This window comes from Pseudomonas edaphica (assembly GCF_965277385.1).
Lineage (GTDB): Bacteria > Pseudomonadota > Gammaproteobacteria > Pseudomonadales > Pseudomonadaceae > Aquipseudomonas > Aquipseudomonas edaphica.
Window position 1 is genome coordinate 2301321 of record NZ_OZ255725.1, and the last position, 18364, is coordinate 2319684.

The 18364-nt window shown below is 61.6% G+C and carries 13 protein-coding genes; 5 read left to right on the plus strand and 8 right to left on the minus strand.

Going from position 1 to position 18364, the window contains the following annotated elements; all coding sequences use genetic code 11:
• Positions 1–8: 8 nt before the first annotated feature.
• The 3 genes from ACQY47_RS10450 to ACQY47_RS10460 all read left to right on the plus strand — a co-directional run bounded on the left by ACQY47_RS10450 (position 9) and on the right by ACQY47_RS10460 (position 3474).
• Positions 9–662, plus strand: a complete 654-nt coding sequence (locus ACQY47_RS10450; RefSeq protein ID WP_017138293.1) for an ABC transporter permease — start codon at positions 9–11, stop codon at positions 660–662.
• Positions 659–1816, plus strand: coding sequence for a betaine/proline/choline family ABC transporter ATP-binding protein (locus ACQY47_RS10455; protein ID WP_017138294.1), 1158 nt, complete (start codon positions 659–661; stop codon positions 1814–1816). Before ACQY47_RS10450 ends, ACQY47_RS10455 begins: the two co-directional genes overlap by 4 nt.
• 494 nt (positions 1817–2310) lie before the next feature.
• Positions 2311–3474, plus strand: a complete 1164-nt coding sequence (locus ACQY47_RS10460; protein ID WP_017138295.1) for a type III PLP-dependent enzyme — start codon at positions 2311–2313, stop codon at positions 3472–3474.
• A gap of 58 nt (positions 3475–3532) precedes the next feature.
• On the opposite strand, the gene ACQY47_RS10465 is transcribed toward ACQY47_RS10460, so the two are convergent.
• From ACQY47_RS10465 to ACQY47_RS10480, 4 genes are all read right to left on the minus strand, one after another.
• Positions 3533–3808 (minus strand): type II toxin-antitoxin system RelE/ParE family toxin, encoded by a 276-nt coding sequence (locus ACQY47_RS10465; protein WP_428557057.1) that lies wholly within the window; start codon positions 3806–3808, stop codon positions 3533–3535.
• Positions 3808–4074 (minus strand): CopG family ribbon-helix-helix protein, encoded by a 267-nt coding sequence (locus ACQY47_RS10470; protein WP_017138296.1) that lies wholly within the window; start codon positions 4072–4074, stop codon positions 3808–3810. The genes ACQY47_RS10465 and ACQY47_RS10470 overlap by 1 nt, the downstream gene beginning before the upstream one ends.
• Before the next feature lie 65 nt (positions 4075–4139).
• Positions 4140–4925: a tetratricopeptide repeat protein gene (locus ACQY47_RS10475; protein ID WP_138452771.1), complete on the minus strand. Its 786-nt coding sequence runs from the start codon at positions 4923–4925 to the stop codon at positions 4140–4142.
• Between the two features lie 2 nt (positions 4926–4927).
• A complete protein-coding gene (locus ACQY47_RS10480; RefSeq protein WP_176991552.1) occupies positions 4928–5608 on the minus strand; it encodes a Fe2+-dependent dioxygenase in 681 nt (226 codons plus the stop codon).
• Between the two features lie 206 nt (positions 5609–5814).
• Between ACQY47_RS10480 and ACQY47_RS10485 the strand changes: the two genes are divergently transcribed.
• Together ACQY47_RS10485 and ACQY47_RS10490 are read left to right on the plus strand one after the other, a co-directional pair.
• Entirely contained in the window at positions 5815–8100 is a 2286-nt protein-coding gene (locus tag ACQY47_RS10485; RefSeq protein ID WP_138452769.1) for a TonB-dependent receptor, read from the plus strand.
• A 136-nt stretch (positions 8101–8236) separates the two neighbouring features.
• Entirely contained in the window at positions 8237–10762 is a 2526-nt protein-coding gene (locus ACQY47_RS10490) for a PepSY domain-containing protein (protein ID WP_428557058.1), read from the plus strand.
• Positions 10763–10893: 131 nt separating this feature from the next.
• Here ACQY47_RS10490 and ACQY47_RS10495 read toward each other — a convergent pair whose 3' ends face one another.
• The 4 genes from ACQY47_RS10495 to ptsP form a co-directional block, all read right to left on the minus strand.
• Entirely contained in the window at positions 10894–12435 is a 1542-nt protein-coding gene (locus ACQY47_RS10495) for an alkaline phosphatase D family protein (RefSeq protein WP_099548346.1), read from the minus strand.
• A gap of 191 nt (positions 12436–12626) precedes the next feature.
• Positions 12627–14345: a PTS fructose-like transporter subunit IIB gene (locus ACQY47_RS10500; protein ID WP_428557059.1), complete on the minus strand. Its 1719-nt coding sequence runs from the start codon at positions 14343–14345 to the stop codon at positions 12627–12629.
• An 11-nt stretch (positions 14346–14356) separates the two neighbouring features.
• Positions 14357–15298 carry a 1-phosphofructokinase gene (pfkB, locus tag ACQY47_RS10505; RefSeq protein ID WP_186616752.1) on the minus strand — a complete coding sequence of 314 codons (942 nt, stop codon included), beginning with the start codon at positions 15296–15298 and terminating at the stop codon, positions 14357–14359.
• Entirely contained in the window at positions 15299–18157 is a 2859-nt protein-coding gene (gene ptsP / locus ACQY47_RS10510; RefSeq protein ID WP_428557060.1) for a phosphoenolpyruvate--protein phosphotransferase, read from the minus strand.
• Positions 18158–18364: the final 207 nt, after the last annotated feature.

An 18364-nucleotide genomic window follows, 5' to 3' on the forward strand; every position in this document is an offset into this window, starting at 1 on the left:
GAGAAGACATGGAATTCCTGAACGCCTTTTCCCATCTTGATTGGGCACTTGTCCTGCAACTGACCTGGCAGCACATCACCCTGGTCGGCATTGCGGTCATTCTCGCGATTGTCGTGGGCGTGCCGCTGGGCGTGCTGATGACACGCTTCCCGACCCTGGCCGGCCCGCTGCAAGCCAGCGCCACGGTGCTGCTGACCGTGCCGTCCATCGCGCTGTTCGGCCTGCTGCTGCCGTTCTACTCCAAGTTCGGCCAGGGCCTGGGGCCGATGCCGGCGATTACCGCGGTGTTCCTCTACTCACTGCTGCCGATCATGCGTAACACCTACCTGGCGCTGACCGGCGTCGAGCCTGGCATTCGCGAAGCCGCCAAAGGCATCGGCATGACCTTCGGCCAGCGCCTGCGCATGGTCGAACTGCCGATTGCCGTGCCGGTGATCCTCGCCGGTGTGCGCACCGCCGTGGTGATGAACATTGGTGTAATGACCATCGCCGCCACCATCGGCGCCGGTGGCCTGGGTGTACTTATTCTGGCTTCCATCAGCCGCAGCGACATGTCGATGCTGATCGTGGGCGCCGTGCTGGTCAGTCTCCTGGCCATCTTCGCCGACCTGCTTCTGCAATGGCTGCAACGCTCGCTGACTCCAAAAGGACTGCTCAAATGATCGAACTTCAAAACCTGACCAAGACTTTTCAAAGCAACGGCAAGACTGTCTCCGCCGTGAACGACGTAAGCCTGACCGTCAACGAAGGCGAAATTTGCGTATTCCTCGGCCCGTCGGGCTGCGGCAAGAGCACCACGCTGAAAATGATCAACCGCTTGATCAAGCCCACCTCGGGCAAGATTCTGATCAACGGCGAGGACACCACCGACCTCGACGAAGTGACCCTGCGTCGCAACATCGGCTATGTGATCCAGCAGATCGGCCTGTTCCCGAACATGACCATCGAGGAAAACATCGTGGTCGTGCCCAAGCTGCTCGGCTGGGACAAGCAGAAATGCCACGACCGCGCCCGCGAGTTGATGAGCATGATCAAGCTCGAACCCAAGCAGTACCTGCACCGTTACCCGCGTGAACTGTCGGGTGGCCAGCAACAGCGGATCGGTGTGATCCGCGCTTTGGCGGCCGATGCACCGTTGCTGCTGATGGACGAACCGTTCGGCGCAGTCGACCCGATCAACCGCGAGATGATCCAGAACGAGTTTTTCGAGATGCAACGGGCGCTGAACAAGACCGTGATCATGGTCAGCCACGACATCGATGAAGCCATCAAGCTGGGCGACAAGATTGCGATCTTCCGCGCCGGCAAGCTGCTGCAGATCGACCATCCGGACACCTTGCTGGCGCATCCGGCTGACGAGTTCGTCAGCAACTTCGTCGGCCAGGACAGCACCCTCAAGCGCCTGCTGCTGGTCAAAGCCGAAGATGCAGCCGACAACGCCCCGTCGGTGAGCCCGGAAACTCCGGTGGCGGATGCGCTGGAGCTGATGGATGAAACTGACCGCCGTTATGTGGTGGTCACCTGCGCCGAGAACAAGGCACTGGGGTATGTACGACGTCGCGACCTGCACCGTCAGACCGGCACCTGCGGGCAGTACCTGCGCGAGTTCAACGCCACGGCGGCGTACGACGAGCATTTGCGCATCCTGTTGTCGCGTATGTATGAGTTCAACCGTTCGTGGTTGCCGGTGATGGATGCGGAGCGGGTGTTCCTCGGTGAAGTGACCCAGGAATCGATTGCCGAGTACCTGAGTTCCGGTAAGTCGCGTGGGGGCAAGACCAGTATCGTGTCGCCTGCCGAGACAGCACTGGCCTGATTAACTTCTGTGGCGAGGGAGCTTGCTCCCGTTGGGCTGCGCAGCAGCCCCAGAACAGACGACTCAATAGTTTCAGGTAAACGGGGTTGACTGATTTTGGGGCCGCTTCGCGCCCCAGCGGGAGCAAGCTCCCTCGCCACAAAGCGCTCCAAATCCCCCTCAAATAACACTCCCGGGGGAACATCAATCCGTCACACCTGTCGGTTACATAAGTAGCTGCACCGGGTCCCGCGACGAACGCGTGCAAAAACGCGACATTTTTAGTTGATCTATGGCCCCTCACGTCCTAAAGTTCGCGCCGAACGTCCATGCTGGAAACGATCCATCCGGCTCAAGTACTGACGACGAGACAGCAAGGCCAAGGGACGCGGTTATCCCATGGCCTTTTTGCTTTCGGCGACATGCCTTGGGAAGTAGGCGAACCAAAGTGGGGATACGGAGGACGTTCAGTTGCACCCATTGATTACTACAGTTTGCCCTTAGGAGTTCCCAGCATGTCGATCAACGTCGAAGATTATTTCGCGCGCGCCACTTTTGACAAAATGAAGGCGTTCGCCGACAAGCAAGAAACCCCGTTCGTGGTGATCGACACCGCGATGATCAGCCAGGCCTACGATGACCTGCGCGCCGGTTTCGAATTCGCCAAAGTCTATTACGCGGTCAAGGCCAACCCGGCCGTCGAGATCATCGACCTGTTGAAAGACAAGGGTTCGAGCTTCGACATCGCCTCGATCTACGAGCTGGATAAAGTGATGGACCGTGGCGTCAGCCCGGACCGTATCAGCTACGGCAACACCATCAAGAAATCCAAGGACATCCGCTACTTCTTTGATAAAGGCGTGCGCCTGTTCTCCACCGACTCCGAAGCCGACCTGCGCAACATCGCCAAGGCCGCGCCGGGTTCGAAAGTGTATGTGCGTATCCTCACCGAAGGCTCGACCACGGCTGACTGGCCGTTGTCGCGCAAATTCGGCTGCCAGACCGACATGGCCATGGACCTGCTGATCCTCGCCCGCGACCTGGGCCTGGTGCCTTACGGCATCTCCTTCCACGTCGGCTCGCAACAGCGCGACATCAGCGTGTGGGATGCCGCCATCGCCAAGGTCAAAGTGATCTTCGAACGCCTGAAGGAAGAAGACGGCATCCACCTCAAGCTGATCAACATGGGCGGCGGCTTCCCGGCCAACTACATCACCCGTACCAACAGCCTGGAAACCTATGCCGAAGAAATCATCCGCTTCCTCAAGGAAGATTTCGGCGACGACCTGCCGGAAATCATCCTGGAACCGGGCCGTTCGTTGATCGCCAACGCCGGTATCCTGGTCAGCGAAGTGGTACTGGTTGCACGTAAATCGCGCACCGCCGTCGAGCGTTGGGTGTACACGGATGTGGGCAAATTCTCCGGCCTGATCGAAACCATGGACGAAGCCATCAAGTTCCCGATCTGGACCGAGAAAAAAGGCGAGATGGAAGAAGTGGTCATCGCCGGTCCTACCTGCGACAGCGCCGACATCATGTACGAAAACTACAAGTACGGCCTGCCGCTGAACCTGGCGATTGGTGATCGTTTGTACTGGCTGTCGACCGGTGCGTACACCACCAGCTACAGCGCGGTTGAATTCAATGGCTTCCCGCCGCTGAAGTCTTACTACGTGTAAGCACGCTGCACACAAAAAACCCATGACATGTCATGGGTTTTTTTATGGGGGCTACGTTTCAGCGATCTTCGCGCACGTGCCATAAACGCAAAATATAGAGTGTTGATTCTTGAATTTCGTAGCGCATTTCGTAATGACCAACCAACAGTCGTCTTACGTCCCGCGGTTCAAATTCTTCAACGCGTTCACCGATGCGCGGGGTACTTAACAAGCTCAAAGGTGCTTGGGAAAGTGACTGCACCGTACGCGCCGCCGCCATGCGATTTACGACGGCCAGGAAGTCGAAAAGTCGAGCCAGATCCGATAAGGCCTTACTGGTCCACTTCAACTCCATCAGCGAGGTACCGGCAGCGGCGAATCAGTGCTTAAACTATCCGCCCAGGCTTGAACCGCTTGCTGATCAATCACCCGACCGGCATCGACATCGGCCATGGCCTCTCGTGTCAGCCGGCTGCGTGCTTCCTCCATATCGACCCAATCGGCGAGCGCTTGCTTAACGATCCAGCCCCGCGAACGATCCATCCGTGCCGCCATCTGATCGACTTTTTGCGCCAAGGCGGTGGGGACGTGAGCGGTCAGTACTTTAGTGTCGGCGCCCATAAATCCTCTCTTCGCAGCATTGCGAAACATATGATTAAATCTGAATCAGCTTCAATCATAGTGATTTAGAGCGGTGCAGCAACTGCTAACCCATGCCGCTCATCGTTTAATTGGGCCACTCGCTGCTCGAAATCTTTAGCCAAAGACCTGATTTCCGGCTGCGCTGCATTTAACAGCGCCTTGTGCGCGGTGCGCAAAAACTTGAGGTTCCCTCCAGCCAGTGCCTGGCGCAGCCAACCCAGCGCCTCCTCGATCTGGCCCCTATCAGCCAACACCGCCGCATAACTGAACTGCCCGCGAAAATCCCCGCCTTCGGCTGAACGGCGATACCACGCTACGGCCGCATCCAGATCCTGAGGGCAATACTGGCCGTCCTCCAGATAACGCCCCAGCAGGTTCATCGACTTGGCATGGCCCTGCTCTGCGGCCAGCCGGTAAAACGCCAACGCTTGCGCTCGGTCTTGCGCAACACCGCGGCCGGTCGCCAGCAAGTTGGCGTAGTTGTACTGCCCCCAATCCAATCCAGCTTCTGCCGCCAGACGATAATTGCGCGCAGCCGCTGCTTCATCGACGGCGCAACCCCAACCATGCTCCAGGCAACGCCCGGTCATATTGCGCGCCATCCAATGCCCGCCATGGGCCGCGATCTGGAACCAGCGCAGTGCCAGCGCTTCATCGCGTGCAATGCCGCGCCCTTCCAGCAGGATTTGCCCGAGCAACGCTTGAGCGTCGACCACGCCTTCCTTCGCCGCCACGAGGATCGCCTGCGCAGCGCGCACCGGGGAGTCGTCGAGCATGCTTTGCAGTTGCTCGACATTGAGCACTTCTTCACGGCGCAATAAAAAGCCCATGCTTACACCTCAACCCAGCGGCGCAGCAGGTTGTGGTAGGTGCCGGTGAGCTGGATCAGCGCCGGGTGGTCGGGTACGTCCGTGGTCAGTTGCTGGATGGCGCCGTCCATTTCGAACAGCAAGGTGCGCTGGCTGTCTTCGCGCACCAGGCTTTGGGTCCAGAAGAACGAGGCATAGCGCGCGCCACGGGTCACGGCGTTGACTTTGTGCAGGCTGGAGCCGGGGTACAGCACCATATCGCCCGCCGGCAGTTTTACCCGTTGCAGGCCAAAAGTGTCCTGAATCTCCAGTTCGCCGCCGTCGTATTCCTCCGGGTCGCTGAAGAATAGCGTGGACGACAGATCCGTGCGCACCCGCTCGTGGCTGCCGCGCGCCTGGCGCACGGCATTGTCGATGTGAAAATCGAAACTGCCACCGGCCGTGTAGCAGTTGAGCAACGGCGGGAAGACTTTGTGCGGTAGTGCCGCCGACATAAACAGCGGGTTGTTCCACAAACGCTCCAGCATCGCCGCGCCGATTTCCTTGGCCAGCGGGTGGCCTTCGGGCAATTGCAGGTTGTGCTTGGCCTTGGCGGATTGGTGCCCGGCGGTGATTTTACCGTCGGCCCACTCAGTGTTTTCCAGGGCTTGGCGAATGCGCAGCACCTCCTCGCGAGAGAACAGGCCGGGAATATGCAGCAACATGGGGCAATACCTGAAAACAGAGAGGCGCTAATGGTATTGATTCTTATCTGCCCTGTAAAACGCGGCGGACGAATGAGTGGGTAAAAACCGTAAGGCAAAAGTGTAAAGAATGTAAATTTAGTGCGAATAGTAATGTATCGCAATTGATAGAAAGTCTTGTTGACCCTATATTCCGCGGCCTCACCTCCTTGGGGAAAGGACTCGTTATGTCGCGCACCACGCTAAAAACACCTGCCAGTTCACCGCGCATGCTGGCTTCGGCCATTGGCGTTGCACTCAGTGCCAGCTCTGCTGCCCAACTGGCGCAAGCGGCCGAAAGCACCGAACAAAAAGGCGAGCGCAACAGCATCTCCCTCGGCGCCACCAGCATCACCGGCCAGGAACAGGACAACACCTCCTACCAGGTCGAAAAAGCCTCGTCGCAAAAATATACCGCGCCGCTGGTGGACACCCCGCGCTCGGTCACCGTGGTGCCGCAGCAAGTGTTGAAAGACACTGCCGCCACCTCGCTGCAGGATGCCTTGCGCACCGTGCCGGGCATCACCTTTGGCGCCGGTGAAGGCGGCAACCCCCAGGGCGATCGCCCGTTCATCCGTGGTTTTGACGCCCAGGGCGACACCTACCTGGATGGCGTGCGCGACACTGGCGGCCAGAGCCGCGAGATCTTCGACATCGAGTCGATCGAAGTCAGCAAAGGTCCCAATTCCTCGTTCGGCGGCCGTGGCTCGGCCGGCGGCAGCATCAACCTGGTGAGCAAGACGCCACAGGCGCGTGACTTCACCAACGGCGGTTTCACTTACGGCTCCGACCAGACCCGCCGCTACGTACTCGACGTGAACCGTCAGTTCCTCGACAACGCCGCGTTCCGTTTGAACCTGATGAGCCACGAGCAGAATGTGGCCGGCCGCGACACCATCAACTACGACCGCTGGGGCGTGGCACCGTCGCTGACTTTCGGCCTGGGCACACCGACCCGCGTCAACTTCAGCTACTACCACATGGAAAGCGACGACCTGCCGGACTCGGGCATTCCGTATGGCTACAGCTCGCCGACCGCCACTGCCCACGGGCATGACAAACCCACCGACGGCGGCGACAGCAACAACTTCTACGGTTTGAAAGACCGCGATTTCCGCAAGACCCGCGCCGACATCAGCACGTTCTCCATCGAGCACGACCTGAACGACAACATGACGCTGAAAAACACCCTGCGCCATGGCAGCACCGGCCAGGATTACGTACTCACTCAGCCGGATGACAGCCAGCGCAACGTCAGCCGTTTCGGCACCGTGTGGCGCCGCGCCAACACCCGCGTGTCGACCACCGACACCACCACCAACCAGACTGATCTGTTCGGCAACTTCCAACTGGCGGGCATGAAACACTCGTACTCCACCGGCCTGGAATTCACCGGTGAAGAAACCCGCGTCAGCAGCTACACCGTCAGCCCGAACAGCAACCCGACCTGCACCGTGGCCAAAGGCAGCCTGGGCGGCCAGTGCACCTCGCTGAGCAACCCGACACCGGATGACGCCTGGACCGGCAGCGTGGCACGCAACTACATGGGCACCAACACCAAGGCCACCAGCCGCGCCGCCTATGTGTTCGACACCATCGAGCTGGACCCGAAATGGCTGCTGAACGTCGGTTTGCGTTACGACACCTTTGATACACAAGCCAATACCAACGCCGTAGCCGGGCGCAGCAAGCTCAAGGACGACAGCCAGTTCTTCAACTGGCAGGCGGGTCTGGTCTGGAAGCCGCTGGAAAACGGCAGCATCTACACCTCCTATGCCACCTCGGCGCAGCCGGTTGGCGGCCTGGTGGGTGAAGGGCAAGAAACCAATGGCTTCGTTACCGGCATCAACACCAGCGACCTGAAACCCGAAGAGACCGTCAACTACGAGTTGGGCACCAAGTGGGACCTGTTCCACAACCGCCTGTCGTTGACGGCAGCAGTGTTCCGTACCGAGAAGAAAAACACGCGAATCCTGGTGGACTCCAACACCTTCGAAAACGGCGGCGAATCCCGTGTTGATGGCCTGGAACTGTCGGCCAGCGGCAAGCTCACCGATCAATGGCAAGTATTTGCCGGCTACAGCTACCTGAAAAGCGAACTGGTCGACCCAGGCAAGATCGGCAACCGTCAAAACGTAGTGTCTGCAGGCTCCAACAAAGGCAACCAAATGCCCAACACGCCGAAGAACACCTTCAGCTTGTGGACTACTTACGACATCACGCCAAAACTGACCATCGGCGGCGGCGCGTTCTATGTCGATCAGGTTTACGGTGACCCAGCCAACACTGTGTACGTACCGGCCTACACCCGCTACGACGCGATGGCCAGCTACAAGCTGACCAAGAACGTCGACCTGCAATTGAACGTGCAAAACCTGACCGACAAGACCTACTACGACAAGGCCTATGCGGCGCACTTCGCCAACCAGGCCGCCGGGCGTACGGCGCTGTTGACCACCAGTTTCCACTTCTAAACCCGGTCAACGTTCAGCCAAAAGCCCCACGCATCGGATGCGTGGGGCTTTTGCGTGTAAAACAGAATTTTTCTCGTTAACCCACGGCATAATGCGCGCCGTGACAACGACATCCAGATGAGCGAGGCGGTCCGACGTGTTGAAAAAAACCCTGTTCCAATTGCACTGGTTCTTCGGCATCACTGCCGGGCTGGTGCTGGCGTTGATGGGGATGACCGGGGCTGCGGTCTCGTTTCAGGATGAAATCCTGCGGGCGCTCAACCCCACAGTCTTGAAGGTCGAAAAACGCGAAGCCGGTGTGCTGCCGCCTGCCGAACTGGTGCGCAAGCTTGAGGCCACCGAAGGCAAGACCGTATCGATGTTGTGGGTGGAAAGCGACAGCGGCAACGCCGCGCGCGTGTTCTTCACCGCCCCGCCGGGCGAACGGCGTGGCCAGATGCGCTACTTCGACCCCTACACCGGCGACTACATGGGTGACGCCGTCGGCCAGGATGTGCTCGGCTTTATCTTGCAGCTGCACCGTTTCCTCGCCATGGGCGAAACCGGGCGTAACATCACCGGCGCCTGCACCCTCATTCTGGTGTTCTTCTGCCTCTCGGGCCTGTACCTGCGCTGGCCGCGCCAAGTGGCAAGCTGGCGCGCCTGGCTGACGCTGGACTGGCGCAAGAAAGGTCGCAGCTTCAACTGGGACCTGCACTCGGTGTTCGGCACCTGGTGCCTGCTGTTCTATCTGTTCTCGGCGCTCACCGGCCTGTATTGGTCCTACGACTGGTACAGCCAGGGCCTGAACAAACTGCTGTCCGACGCGCCGCAAAACGAGCGCCTGCGCAAACGCGGCCCGCCGCCCGAAGGCCCGGCGCCGGTGGCCAACTACGACGCCATATGGAGCAGCATCTACGCCAACGCCGGCCCCGGTTTGATCGCCTACAACATTCGCATGCCGGCCGTCGCCGGGCAGCCGGCCATCGTGTATTACCTGCTCAACACATCGCCCCACGACCGCGCGCTGAACCAGATCAACCTGGACCCGTCCTCCGGCGAGGTCAAAACCCACGCCCCGTACGCCAGCAAGACGCTCAAGTCCCAATTGCTCACCAGCATTTATGCGTTGCACACCGGCAGCTACTTCGGTTGGACCGGGCGCATCCTCCTCACCCTCAGCTCGCTGATGATGCCGTTGTTCTTTATCACCGGCTGGCTGCTGTACCTGGACCGTCGCCGCAAAAAGCGCCAGGTGCGCGACGCCCGCAACGGCCTCGGCGCCAACCACAGCGATGCGCCGGCCTGGCTGATCGGTTTTGCCAGCCAGAGCGGTTTTGCCGAGCAGTTGGCCTGGCAAACCGCCGGGCAATTGCAGGCCGCCGGCTTGCCGGTGAAAGTGCAGCCGCTGGGCAGCGTCAGCCAGCACGACCTGAGCCAATCGCAGCATGCGCTGTTCGTGGTCAGCACCTTCGGCGACGGCGAAGCCCCAGACAGCGCCCGGGGGTTTGAGCGCAGCGTGCTCGGCCAGGATCTGTCGCTCAAAGGCTTGAACTACTCGGTGCTGGCCCTCGGTGATCGCCAGTATGAACACTTCTGCGGTTTTGCCCGGCGCCTGCACTTCTGGCTGACCCACCAGGGCGGCACGCCGTTATTCGCGCCGGTGGAAGTCGACAGCGGCGACAGCGAAGCGCTGCTGATGTGGCAACAACAACTGGGCCAAATCACCGGCCAAGCACCGGCAGCGGCCTGGCAAGCGCCTCAGTTTGAAAACTGGACCCTCACCCATCGTACCCTGCTTAACCGCGACAGCGTTGGCTCAGACATCTACCTGCTGGGCCTCACGCCGCCCGCGTCGCAAAGCTGGCTGGCCGGTGACCTGGTGGAAGTGCTGCCGCGCAATTGCCCGTGGGCCATCGAGCATTTCCTCGCAGGCCTGGGCCTGGTCGGCAGCGATGGTGTGTTGATCGACGGCCTGGCGCAAACCCTCAACCAGGCTTTGGCCACCCGCCAACTGCCGGACAACCGCGCGCATCTGGTGGGCCTGCACGCACAAGCGCTGGTCAACGCGCTGGTGCCCTTGGGCATGCGCGAATACTCCATCGCCTCGATCGCCAGCGACGGTGTGCTGGAGCTGATCGTGCGCCAGGAGCGCCACCCCGACGGCAGCCTGGGCCTGGGCTCGGGCTGGCTGACCGAATACGCCGCCATCGGCTCCGGCGTCAGCCTGCGTCTGCGCCGCAACAGTGGCTTCCACTTGCCCGAAGCGCCGGTGCCGCTGATCCTGCTGGGCAACGGCACCGGCCTGGCCGGCCTGCGCAGTTTGCTTAAAGCGCGCATCGCCGATGGCCAGCAGCGCAACTGGCTGTTGTTCGGCGAACGCAATATTGCCCACGACTACCTGTGCCAGGACGAGCTGCAAGGCTGGCTGGCCAGCGGTGACCTGGCCCTGCTGGACCTGGCGTTTTCCCGCGACCAGGCAGAGAAAATCTACGTACAGGACCGCCTGCGCGAGTCGGCAGACGTATTGCGTAGATGGCTGGCCGAAGGCGCCGCGATTTATGTGTGCGGCAGCTTGCAGGGCATGGCCACGGGTGTGGATCAAGTGCTGCACGAGGTGCTGGGCAGCGAAGCGGTGGAGCGTTTGATTGAGCAGGGCCGCTATCGTCGGGATGTGTACTAAGCCCTCATAAACACCGAGGAGCAACTGTGGGAGCTGGCTTGCCTGCGATGCAGGCACCTCGGTGTATCAGTGACACCAGGGTGATGCCATCGCAGGCAAGCCAGCTCCCACAGTTTTACGTGCATTGCAGGTCAGGCGGGCTGCAGCTTTTGCTCGAACACCGAGACCCCATCCAAGTCCCGCAAGATCACGGTCAACTCCGCCGTCTGCCCGTCAATCTGCACTTCACCAAAAAACTGAAAACCGGCAAACGGCGAAGTGTTCTGCGCAGGCGGAGCCTTCTGGAACACCACCTCCGGTCCAAAGGTCTTGTCCAGTTGATTAGGCCCGAAGCTCCCCGCATTCAGCGGCCCGGCCACAAACTCCCAGAACGGCTCGAAATCCTGAAACGCCGCGCGGTCCGGGTGGTAATGATGCGCCGCGCAGTAATGCACATCCGCCGTCAGCCACACATGGTTGCGCACCTGCTGCGCGCGCAAAAAGCCTAACAGTTCGGCAATCTCCAACTCACGACCTTGGGCCGGGCCTGGGTCGCCGTTGGCGATGGCTTCCCAACGTGGCACGCCGGGGCTGACTTCGCCGTCGGGCACGCCGAGGCCGATAGGCATGTCGGCAGCCACGACTTTCCACTGCGCCTGGGAGGCCTTGAGTTCGCGCTTGAGCCAGTCCAACTGCTCACGGCCCATAAAAGGCTTTTCGCCGCCCAGGTTGTCGTCGTTAGGCCCGCGATAGCTGCGCATGTCCAGCACGAACACATCCAGCAACGGCCCGTAGCTGAGCTTGCGATAGATGCGCCCACCGCCATCGGCGCTCTGGCGGCGCATCGGTGAATACTCCAGCCAGGCCTGGCGTGCGCGGCCGACCAAGGTGTTGATGTCCTTGGTCTGGTAACGCTCATCGAGCACCTTGCTCGGCGACCAGTTGTTGATCACCTCGTGGTCGTCCCACTGCCAGATCTGCGGCACTTCGGCATTGAAGCGGCGCACGTTTTCATCCAGCAGGTTGTAGCGATAATTGCCGCGATATTCGTCGAGGGTTTCGGCGACTTTGCTCTTGGCTTCAGTGGTGATGTTGCGCCAGATGCGCCCGTCTTCAACGGTCAGCTGGGCCGGCACCGGGCCGTCGGCGTAGATGGTGTCGCCACTGTGGATAAAAAAGTCCGGCAGGCGCAGGCGCATGGCTTCGTAAATGCGCATGCCGCCTATGTCCGGGTTGATGCCGAAGCCCTGGCCGACAGTGTCGCCGCTCCACACAAAACGGATATCACGACGCTGCTGCGGCACGCTGCGCAAGTGGCCGAACCACGGCTCGCTGGCCACGCCGGTCTGGGCGTCTTCAAAGTGCACACGGTAGAAAATCGCCTGATCGACCGGCAGCCCGGTGAGTTCGACGCGGGCGGTAAAGTCGGTGCGGCTGTCGGCCAGGGGCGAGATAAATTTGCGCGGGTTGCTGAACACACTGCGGGTGTCCCACTCCACCACCATCTTCGCCGGGCGGTCGCTGCGGCTCCAGATCATCGCCCGATCGCCCAGCAAGTCGCCGGACTGCACGCCGTCGGTGAGTTGGGGGCGGTCCTTGACCGAGGCGATCACTGCCGGCGCCAGGCCCGGCAGCAACAAACCGGCGCCAACGGCTTGCATCACGCGGCGACGGCCGAGATCGAAGTGGCTCATGCAGGTGCCCTCTTGAGTATCAAAAGGGCAACTTAAACACGGGAGCATGAAGCGGATGTGACACCGACCGTAAGAACACTGGAGATCAAAGGTGGGAGCTGGCTTGCCTGCGATAGCGGTGAATCAGTCACTGAAAGGGTGACTGACAGAAAGCAATCGCAGGCAAGCCAGCTCCCACATTTTGAACAGTGTCAGGCCTTGGCTGAAGTGACCGACAGCTCCGCCGCCTCCGGACGCTTGATCAGCGCATACACCAGCCCAGTCACCAAGCTGCCCGCCACAATCGCCAGCAAATACAGGAGCGCATGGTTCATCGCATTCGGAATCACCAACACAAACAAACCGCCATGGGGCGCGGCGAGTTTGCAGCCGAAATACATCGACAGCGCGCCGGTCAACGCGCCACCGGCGATGCTGGCCGGGATCACCCGCAGCGGGTCTTTGGCGGCAAATGGAATCGCGCCTTCAGAGATAAAGCACAGCCCCAGGATCATTGCCGCCTTGCCCGCCTCGCGCTCGGTCTGGGCGAACTTGCGCCGCGCCAGCAAGGTGGCGATGCCCATGCCGATTGGCGGCACCATCCCAGCGGCCATGGTCGCCGCCATCGGTGCACCACTGGACGCGGCCAGCAGGCCAACAGAAAACGCATACGCCGCCTTGTTGATCGGCCCGCCCAAATCCACACACATCATGCCGCCCAACAAAATGCCCAGCAGCACCGCATTGGTGGTGCCCATGGTGCTGAGAAAATCCGTCAGCCCCGTGAGCAACCGCGCCACCGGCGGTCCAACCAGATAGATCATCGCAAGGCCCGTGAACAAGCTCGCCAGCAGCGGGATGATCAGGATCGGCTTGAGCGCCTCCAGGCTTTGCGGCAATTGCACCGCGCGGGTGATCAGCTTGACGCAGTAACCGGCAAGGAAACCGGCGAGGATGCCGCCGATAAACCCGGCGCCCAAGGTGCCCGCCAGCAAGCCGCCGATCATGCCCGGCGCCAGGCCCGGACGGTCGGCAATCGAATAAGCGATGTAGCCCGCCAGCAACGGCACCATCAGCATAAAGGCCTGGTCGCCGACGGTTTTGAGGGCGGCAGCCAAGGTGCCTTTTTCTTCAAAAGCATGGATGCCGAACACAAACGACAAAGCGATCAACAGCCCGCCCGCCACCACCATCGGCAACATGAACGACACGCCGGTGAGCAGGTGCTTGTACACGCCGGTTTTTTCTTTTTTGCCGACCGCACCGCTGGCGGCGTTTTCTACCGCGCCTTCGGCCAGCGCCTTGTTGAGCGTGGCCTCGGACTGCTTGAGGGCGATGCCGGTACCGCAGCGGTAAATCTTTTTGCCGGCGAAACGCTCAGTGGCGACTTCGATATCCGCCGCCAGCAACACCACATCGGCATCGGCGATGGCCTGCGCGCTCAACGGCGTGCGTGCGCCCACCGACCCCTGGGTCTCGACCTGCAAGTCATAGCCCAGGCGCTTGGCCGTTTGCTGCAAGGCTTCGGCGGCCATGAAGGTGTGGGCCACGCCGGTCGGGCAGGCCGTGATCGCGACGATACGCGGGGCATTCTTCGCCGCCACCGGCGCTTGGCTGGCGACGTATTCCTGGGCCTCTTCGGCACCACGGCGCAGCACCGCGTCGACATCCGCCAGCGCCTGGGCCGGCGTGCTCTGGAATACACGCTTGCCGACAAACCGCTGCATATCCACCGGCGTGCTGCTGACCAGCAATACCCACTCGGCCGCGTCGATAGTCGCTTGGGACAACGCCCGCTCCGGGTGCTGCACATCCACGACTTCGGTGCTGGTGCTCCAGCCCTGGCGCTGCGCGGCGGCGTCCAACAAGCGGGCGCACAGCACACTGGTGACCATGCCGTTCGGGCAGGCGGTAACAATGGCTAACTTCATCACAAACCCTCTTATTGTTCTGTCAGCGCGCGCACATGGACGCCGCTTTCGAGGCGCGCCAACTGCGCGTCATCGCTGATGCCAAAACCGATCTGCGTGACCGCCATGGCGGCAATCGCCGTGGCCCGGCGCAAGGTGGTTTCCGGCAGATCAAACCTGAGCAGACCGTGCAGCATCCCGGCCAGCAACGAATCGCCCGCACCCACCGTGCTGGCGACGCTGACCTTGGGCGGCGTGGCATGCAGCGCGGTGCCTGGGCTGAACCAGTTCACGCCCTCGGCGCCGTGGGAGACCACCACATGCTCCACGCCTTGAGCATGCAAACGCTCGGCGGCCTGGGCCTGCTGTGCGATGGAGTCGGTGGCGCAATCGAGGGCTTCGGCGAGTTCTTCGGTGTTGGGTTTGATCAACCACGGGCCGGCCTTGATGCCCGCGCGCAAGGCTTCGCCGCTGGTGTCGAGGACGACTTTCAAACCAAGGTCTTTCAACGCGTGTATCAGTTCCTGAAACCACTGTGCGCTGACGCCACGCGGCAAACTGCCGGCGACCACCACCGCATCGAATTCAGGGCCGATGATCGCGACCATTTTGAGCAGTTGTTTTTGCGCCTGCTCACTCACCAGCGGCCCCGGCGCATTGATGTCGGTGACCCGACCATCCTGCTCGGCAATCTTGATGTTGCTACGTGTTTCGCCCGGCACGCGGATGAACGCGTCGCCAAACCCGCGGCTGGCGATCAATGCCTCGAAAGCCTCAGGGTTTGAGGCGCCGAGAAAACCGCCCACGCTCACCTCATGCCCGAGGTCCGCCAGCACCTGGGCAACATTCACGCCCTTGCCGGCAGCATGGGTCAACAGGGTTTCGCTGCGGTTGACTGCACCGGGCTCCAGGTGTGCCAGGCGTACCGTAAGGTCCAACGCCGGGTTCAGCGTCAGGGTCAGAATCTTCGCCATTTACACGGCCTCCACTAGGGCTCGAACTTGCGCGGGCGAACCCACCGCAAGCGCTTTTTGCGCCAGGCCCTGGGCCTCGCTCAGACTGAATTCACGCACCCGCGCCTTCACTTCGGGAATGCTGCGGGCTGACACACTCAACTCATCCACACCCAGCCCGACCAGCACAGGCACCGCCAGCGGGTCCGCCGCCAGTTCGCCACACACGCCGACCCATTTGCCATGGGCATGGGCGGCGCGCACGGTGATGTCGATCAGTTGCAACACGGCCGGGTGCAGGCCATCGGCCTGGGCCGACAGGGTTGGGTGGCCACGGTCGATGGCCAGGGTGTACTGGGTGAGGTCGTTGGTGCCGACGCTGAAAAAGTCGACTTCCTTGGCGAGTACCGGCGCGAGCAAAGCGGCAGACGGTACTTCGATCATGATGCCCAGTTGCAGGTCGGCCACCGGGATTTCCAGGCGCAGGCGCTCGGTCATATCGCGGGCGGCTCGCCATTCATCGACACTGCCGACCATGGGAAACATAATGCGCAGCGGGCGGTTGTCCGCCGAGCGCAACAGCGCACGCAATTGCGCTTCCATGATCTGCGGGCGCTGCAAGGTCAGGCGAATGCCGCGCACACCGAGGAAGGGGTTTTCTTCCTCGGCAATCGGCCAATACGGCAGCGGTTTGTCGCCGCCCACGTCCAGGGTGCGCACCACCAGCGGGCGACCGCCAAGGCCGTCGAGCACGCGGCGGTATTCGGCTTCCTGGGTGGCTTCATCCGGTGCTTGCGGGTGAGCCATAAAAATCAGTTCGGTGCGCAACAGCCCAATGCCTTCGGCGCCCTGCTCCACTGCCGCCGCAACGCCGGCGCTTTCACCGATATTGGCGAACACTTCCACGGCATGGCCGTCGCGAGTCAGTGCCGGTTCATGACGCTGGGCCGAGGCCGCTTGCAGGCGCTGTTCGCGGGTGTCGCGCTCGACCGTGGCGCGTTGCAGCGTGGCCGCGTCGGGGTCGACATGCAGGCGGCCGCGCTGGCCGTCGAGCAATAGCTGTGTGCCAGCGGCCAGCAACAACACCGCCGCGCCGGCGCCTACCAAAGCAGGAATGCCCAAGGCACGCGCAACGATGGCACTGTGGGCCGTGGCGCCGCCACGGGCGGTGAGGATGCCGGCGACGCGGGTTGGGTCCAGGCGGGCAACGTCAGAGGGGCCGACTTCGTCCATCACCAGAATGTAAGGCTCGCTCGGCTCCTGGGCGGTTTCAAGGCCGCACAATTGCGCCAGCACCCGGCGGCCAATGTCGCGCAGGTCGGCGGCGCGCTCAGCGAGCAAGGCATCCTGCAGCGACTCTTGCTGTTTGGCCGCGGCTTCGATCACGCTCATCCACGCAGCTTCGGCGCTTTCGCCCTGCTTGAGGCGCGTGTCGACCTCGTCGGTCAGCTCCGGGTCGTCGAGCATTTCCTGGTGGGTGATGAAAATCTCGCGAATCGCCTTGGATTGGCTGCGCTCGATCAAACCCTGGATATCAGCGCGCACCTCGGTGAGCGCGGCGTGCAGGCGCTGGCGCTCAATGGCCGCAGACTCGCCACGCAGCGGGTAATCGAAAACCTGTTGGGTCTGGATATGCGCCGGGCCAATGGCAATGCCAGGCGCGGCGGCGATGGCCTGGACCTGGCTGCCGGACACAGGCGCGCTGATCGCGGGTTCAATATCAAGGATGGCAGGTTGGGCACTCACGGTCGGCAGCGGCTCGACTTCCTCACCGAGCCCTTGCTCCACCGCTGCCAGCAGCGCGGGCAATGCATCACCGGCAATCACAGGCTCGGCGACAAACTCCAGCACCTGGCCGCGACGGGCGCCGAGGCTCAGCAACTTGCTCAGGCTTTTCACCGAGACGGCACCTACCGGGCCGTCGACGATGCGCACGCGGATATCGCCGTCAAAACTTTTTGCCAACTGCGCGAGGATCTTCGCCGGCCGTGCATGCAAACCATGGGCATTGGCCAGGGTGATGCGCGCACTCGGCCAGTCCGGTGGCAATTCGCCGCCGAGCACCTCAAGCACCGCGCGGCTGCTGGTAGCGCGGCCCAATTCCTGGCCGCGACCTTCAATCAACAAGGCGCACAGGCGTTCGAGCAAGGTTTGATGCGCCTCACCCAGGCTGGCCAGGCAGAACAGGCCGTTCAGGGGCTGGCCGAGGTAACGCATCGGTTTGTCCGGCGTCACGAACGCAAGGCCTGGGCGCTTCACCGTCTGCTCGCTGTGCAGCCACCACAGGCCATCGCCCAACGGCAGCGCGTCGACTTGCTGCAACACGGCGGCGAAACCATTACTGACACAATCGGCCTGACGCAACAGGCGTGCGCCACGCCAGACCAGCTCTTCAAAATCGTCGGCCGATACGCCCAGGCTGATCATCTGCGCGTCCAGCGCCAGTTCCTGTGGTGCGCCTTGCAGCAGTTTCAGCAAGGCTTCGGCGGAGCCGGCACGCCGCAGCGCCTGACCCAGGTCGGTTTCTCCGAGGGCGCGGGTGAGCAGTTGCAGCAGGCGCAGGTGTTCATCGGATTTGGCCGCGATGCCGATCGCCAAGTAGACGATCTGGCCGTCGCCCCAATCCACCCCTTCGGGAAATTGCAGCAGGCGTACGCCCGTGGAAAACACTTGGTCACGGGTTTCCGGCGTACCGTGGGGGATGGCAATACCTTGGCCGAGAAAAGTCGAGCCTTGGGCTTCACGGGCTTGCAAGCCGCTCAGATAACCCTCGGCGACCAGGCCATCGGCCACCAGTTTGTCCGCGAGCAGGTGCAAGGCAGCAGATTTATCCACAGCCACCTGGCCCATGGAAATCTGCTCTACAGTGAGCTCAAGCATGCCGTTCTCCTAGTTAGTGCACTGTGGGCACTAGGTATTGTTTTGAATAAATCAGCGCAGGCGCGTTCATAAATAACTGACTGAGTGGTCAATTGGCAGTAGTCACTCAGTGGCGAACATCGTAAAAATACGCTTGCTGAAACGTTTAATCTAGAATTTATGGCAGATTATGCGCTAATTATGCAAGCTTGAAGGACCACTCGGCAC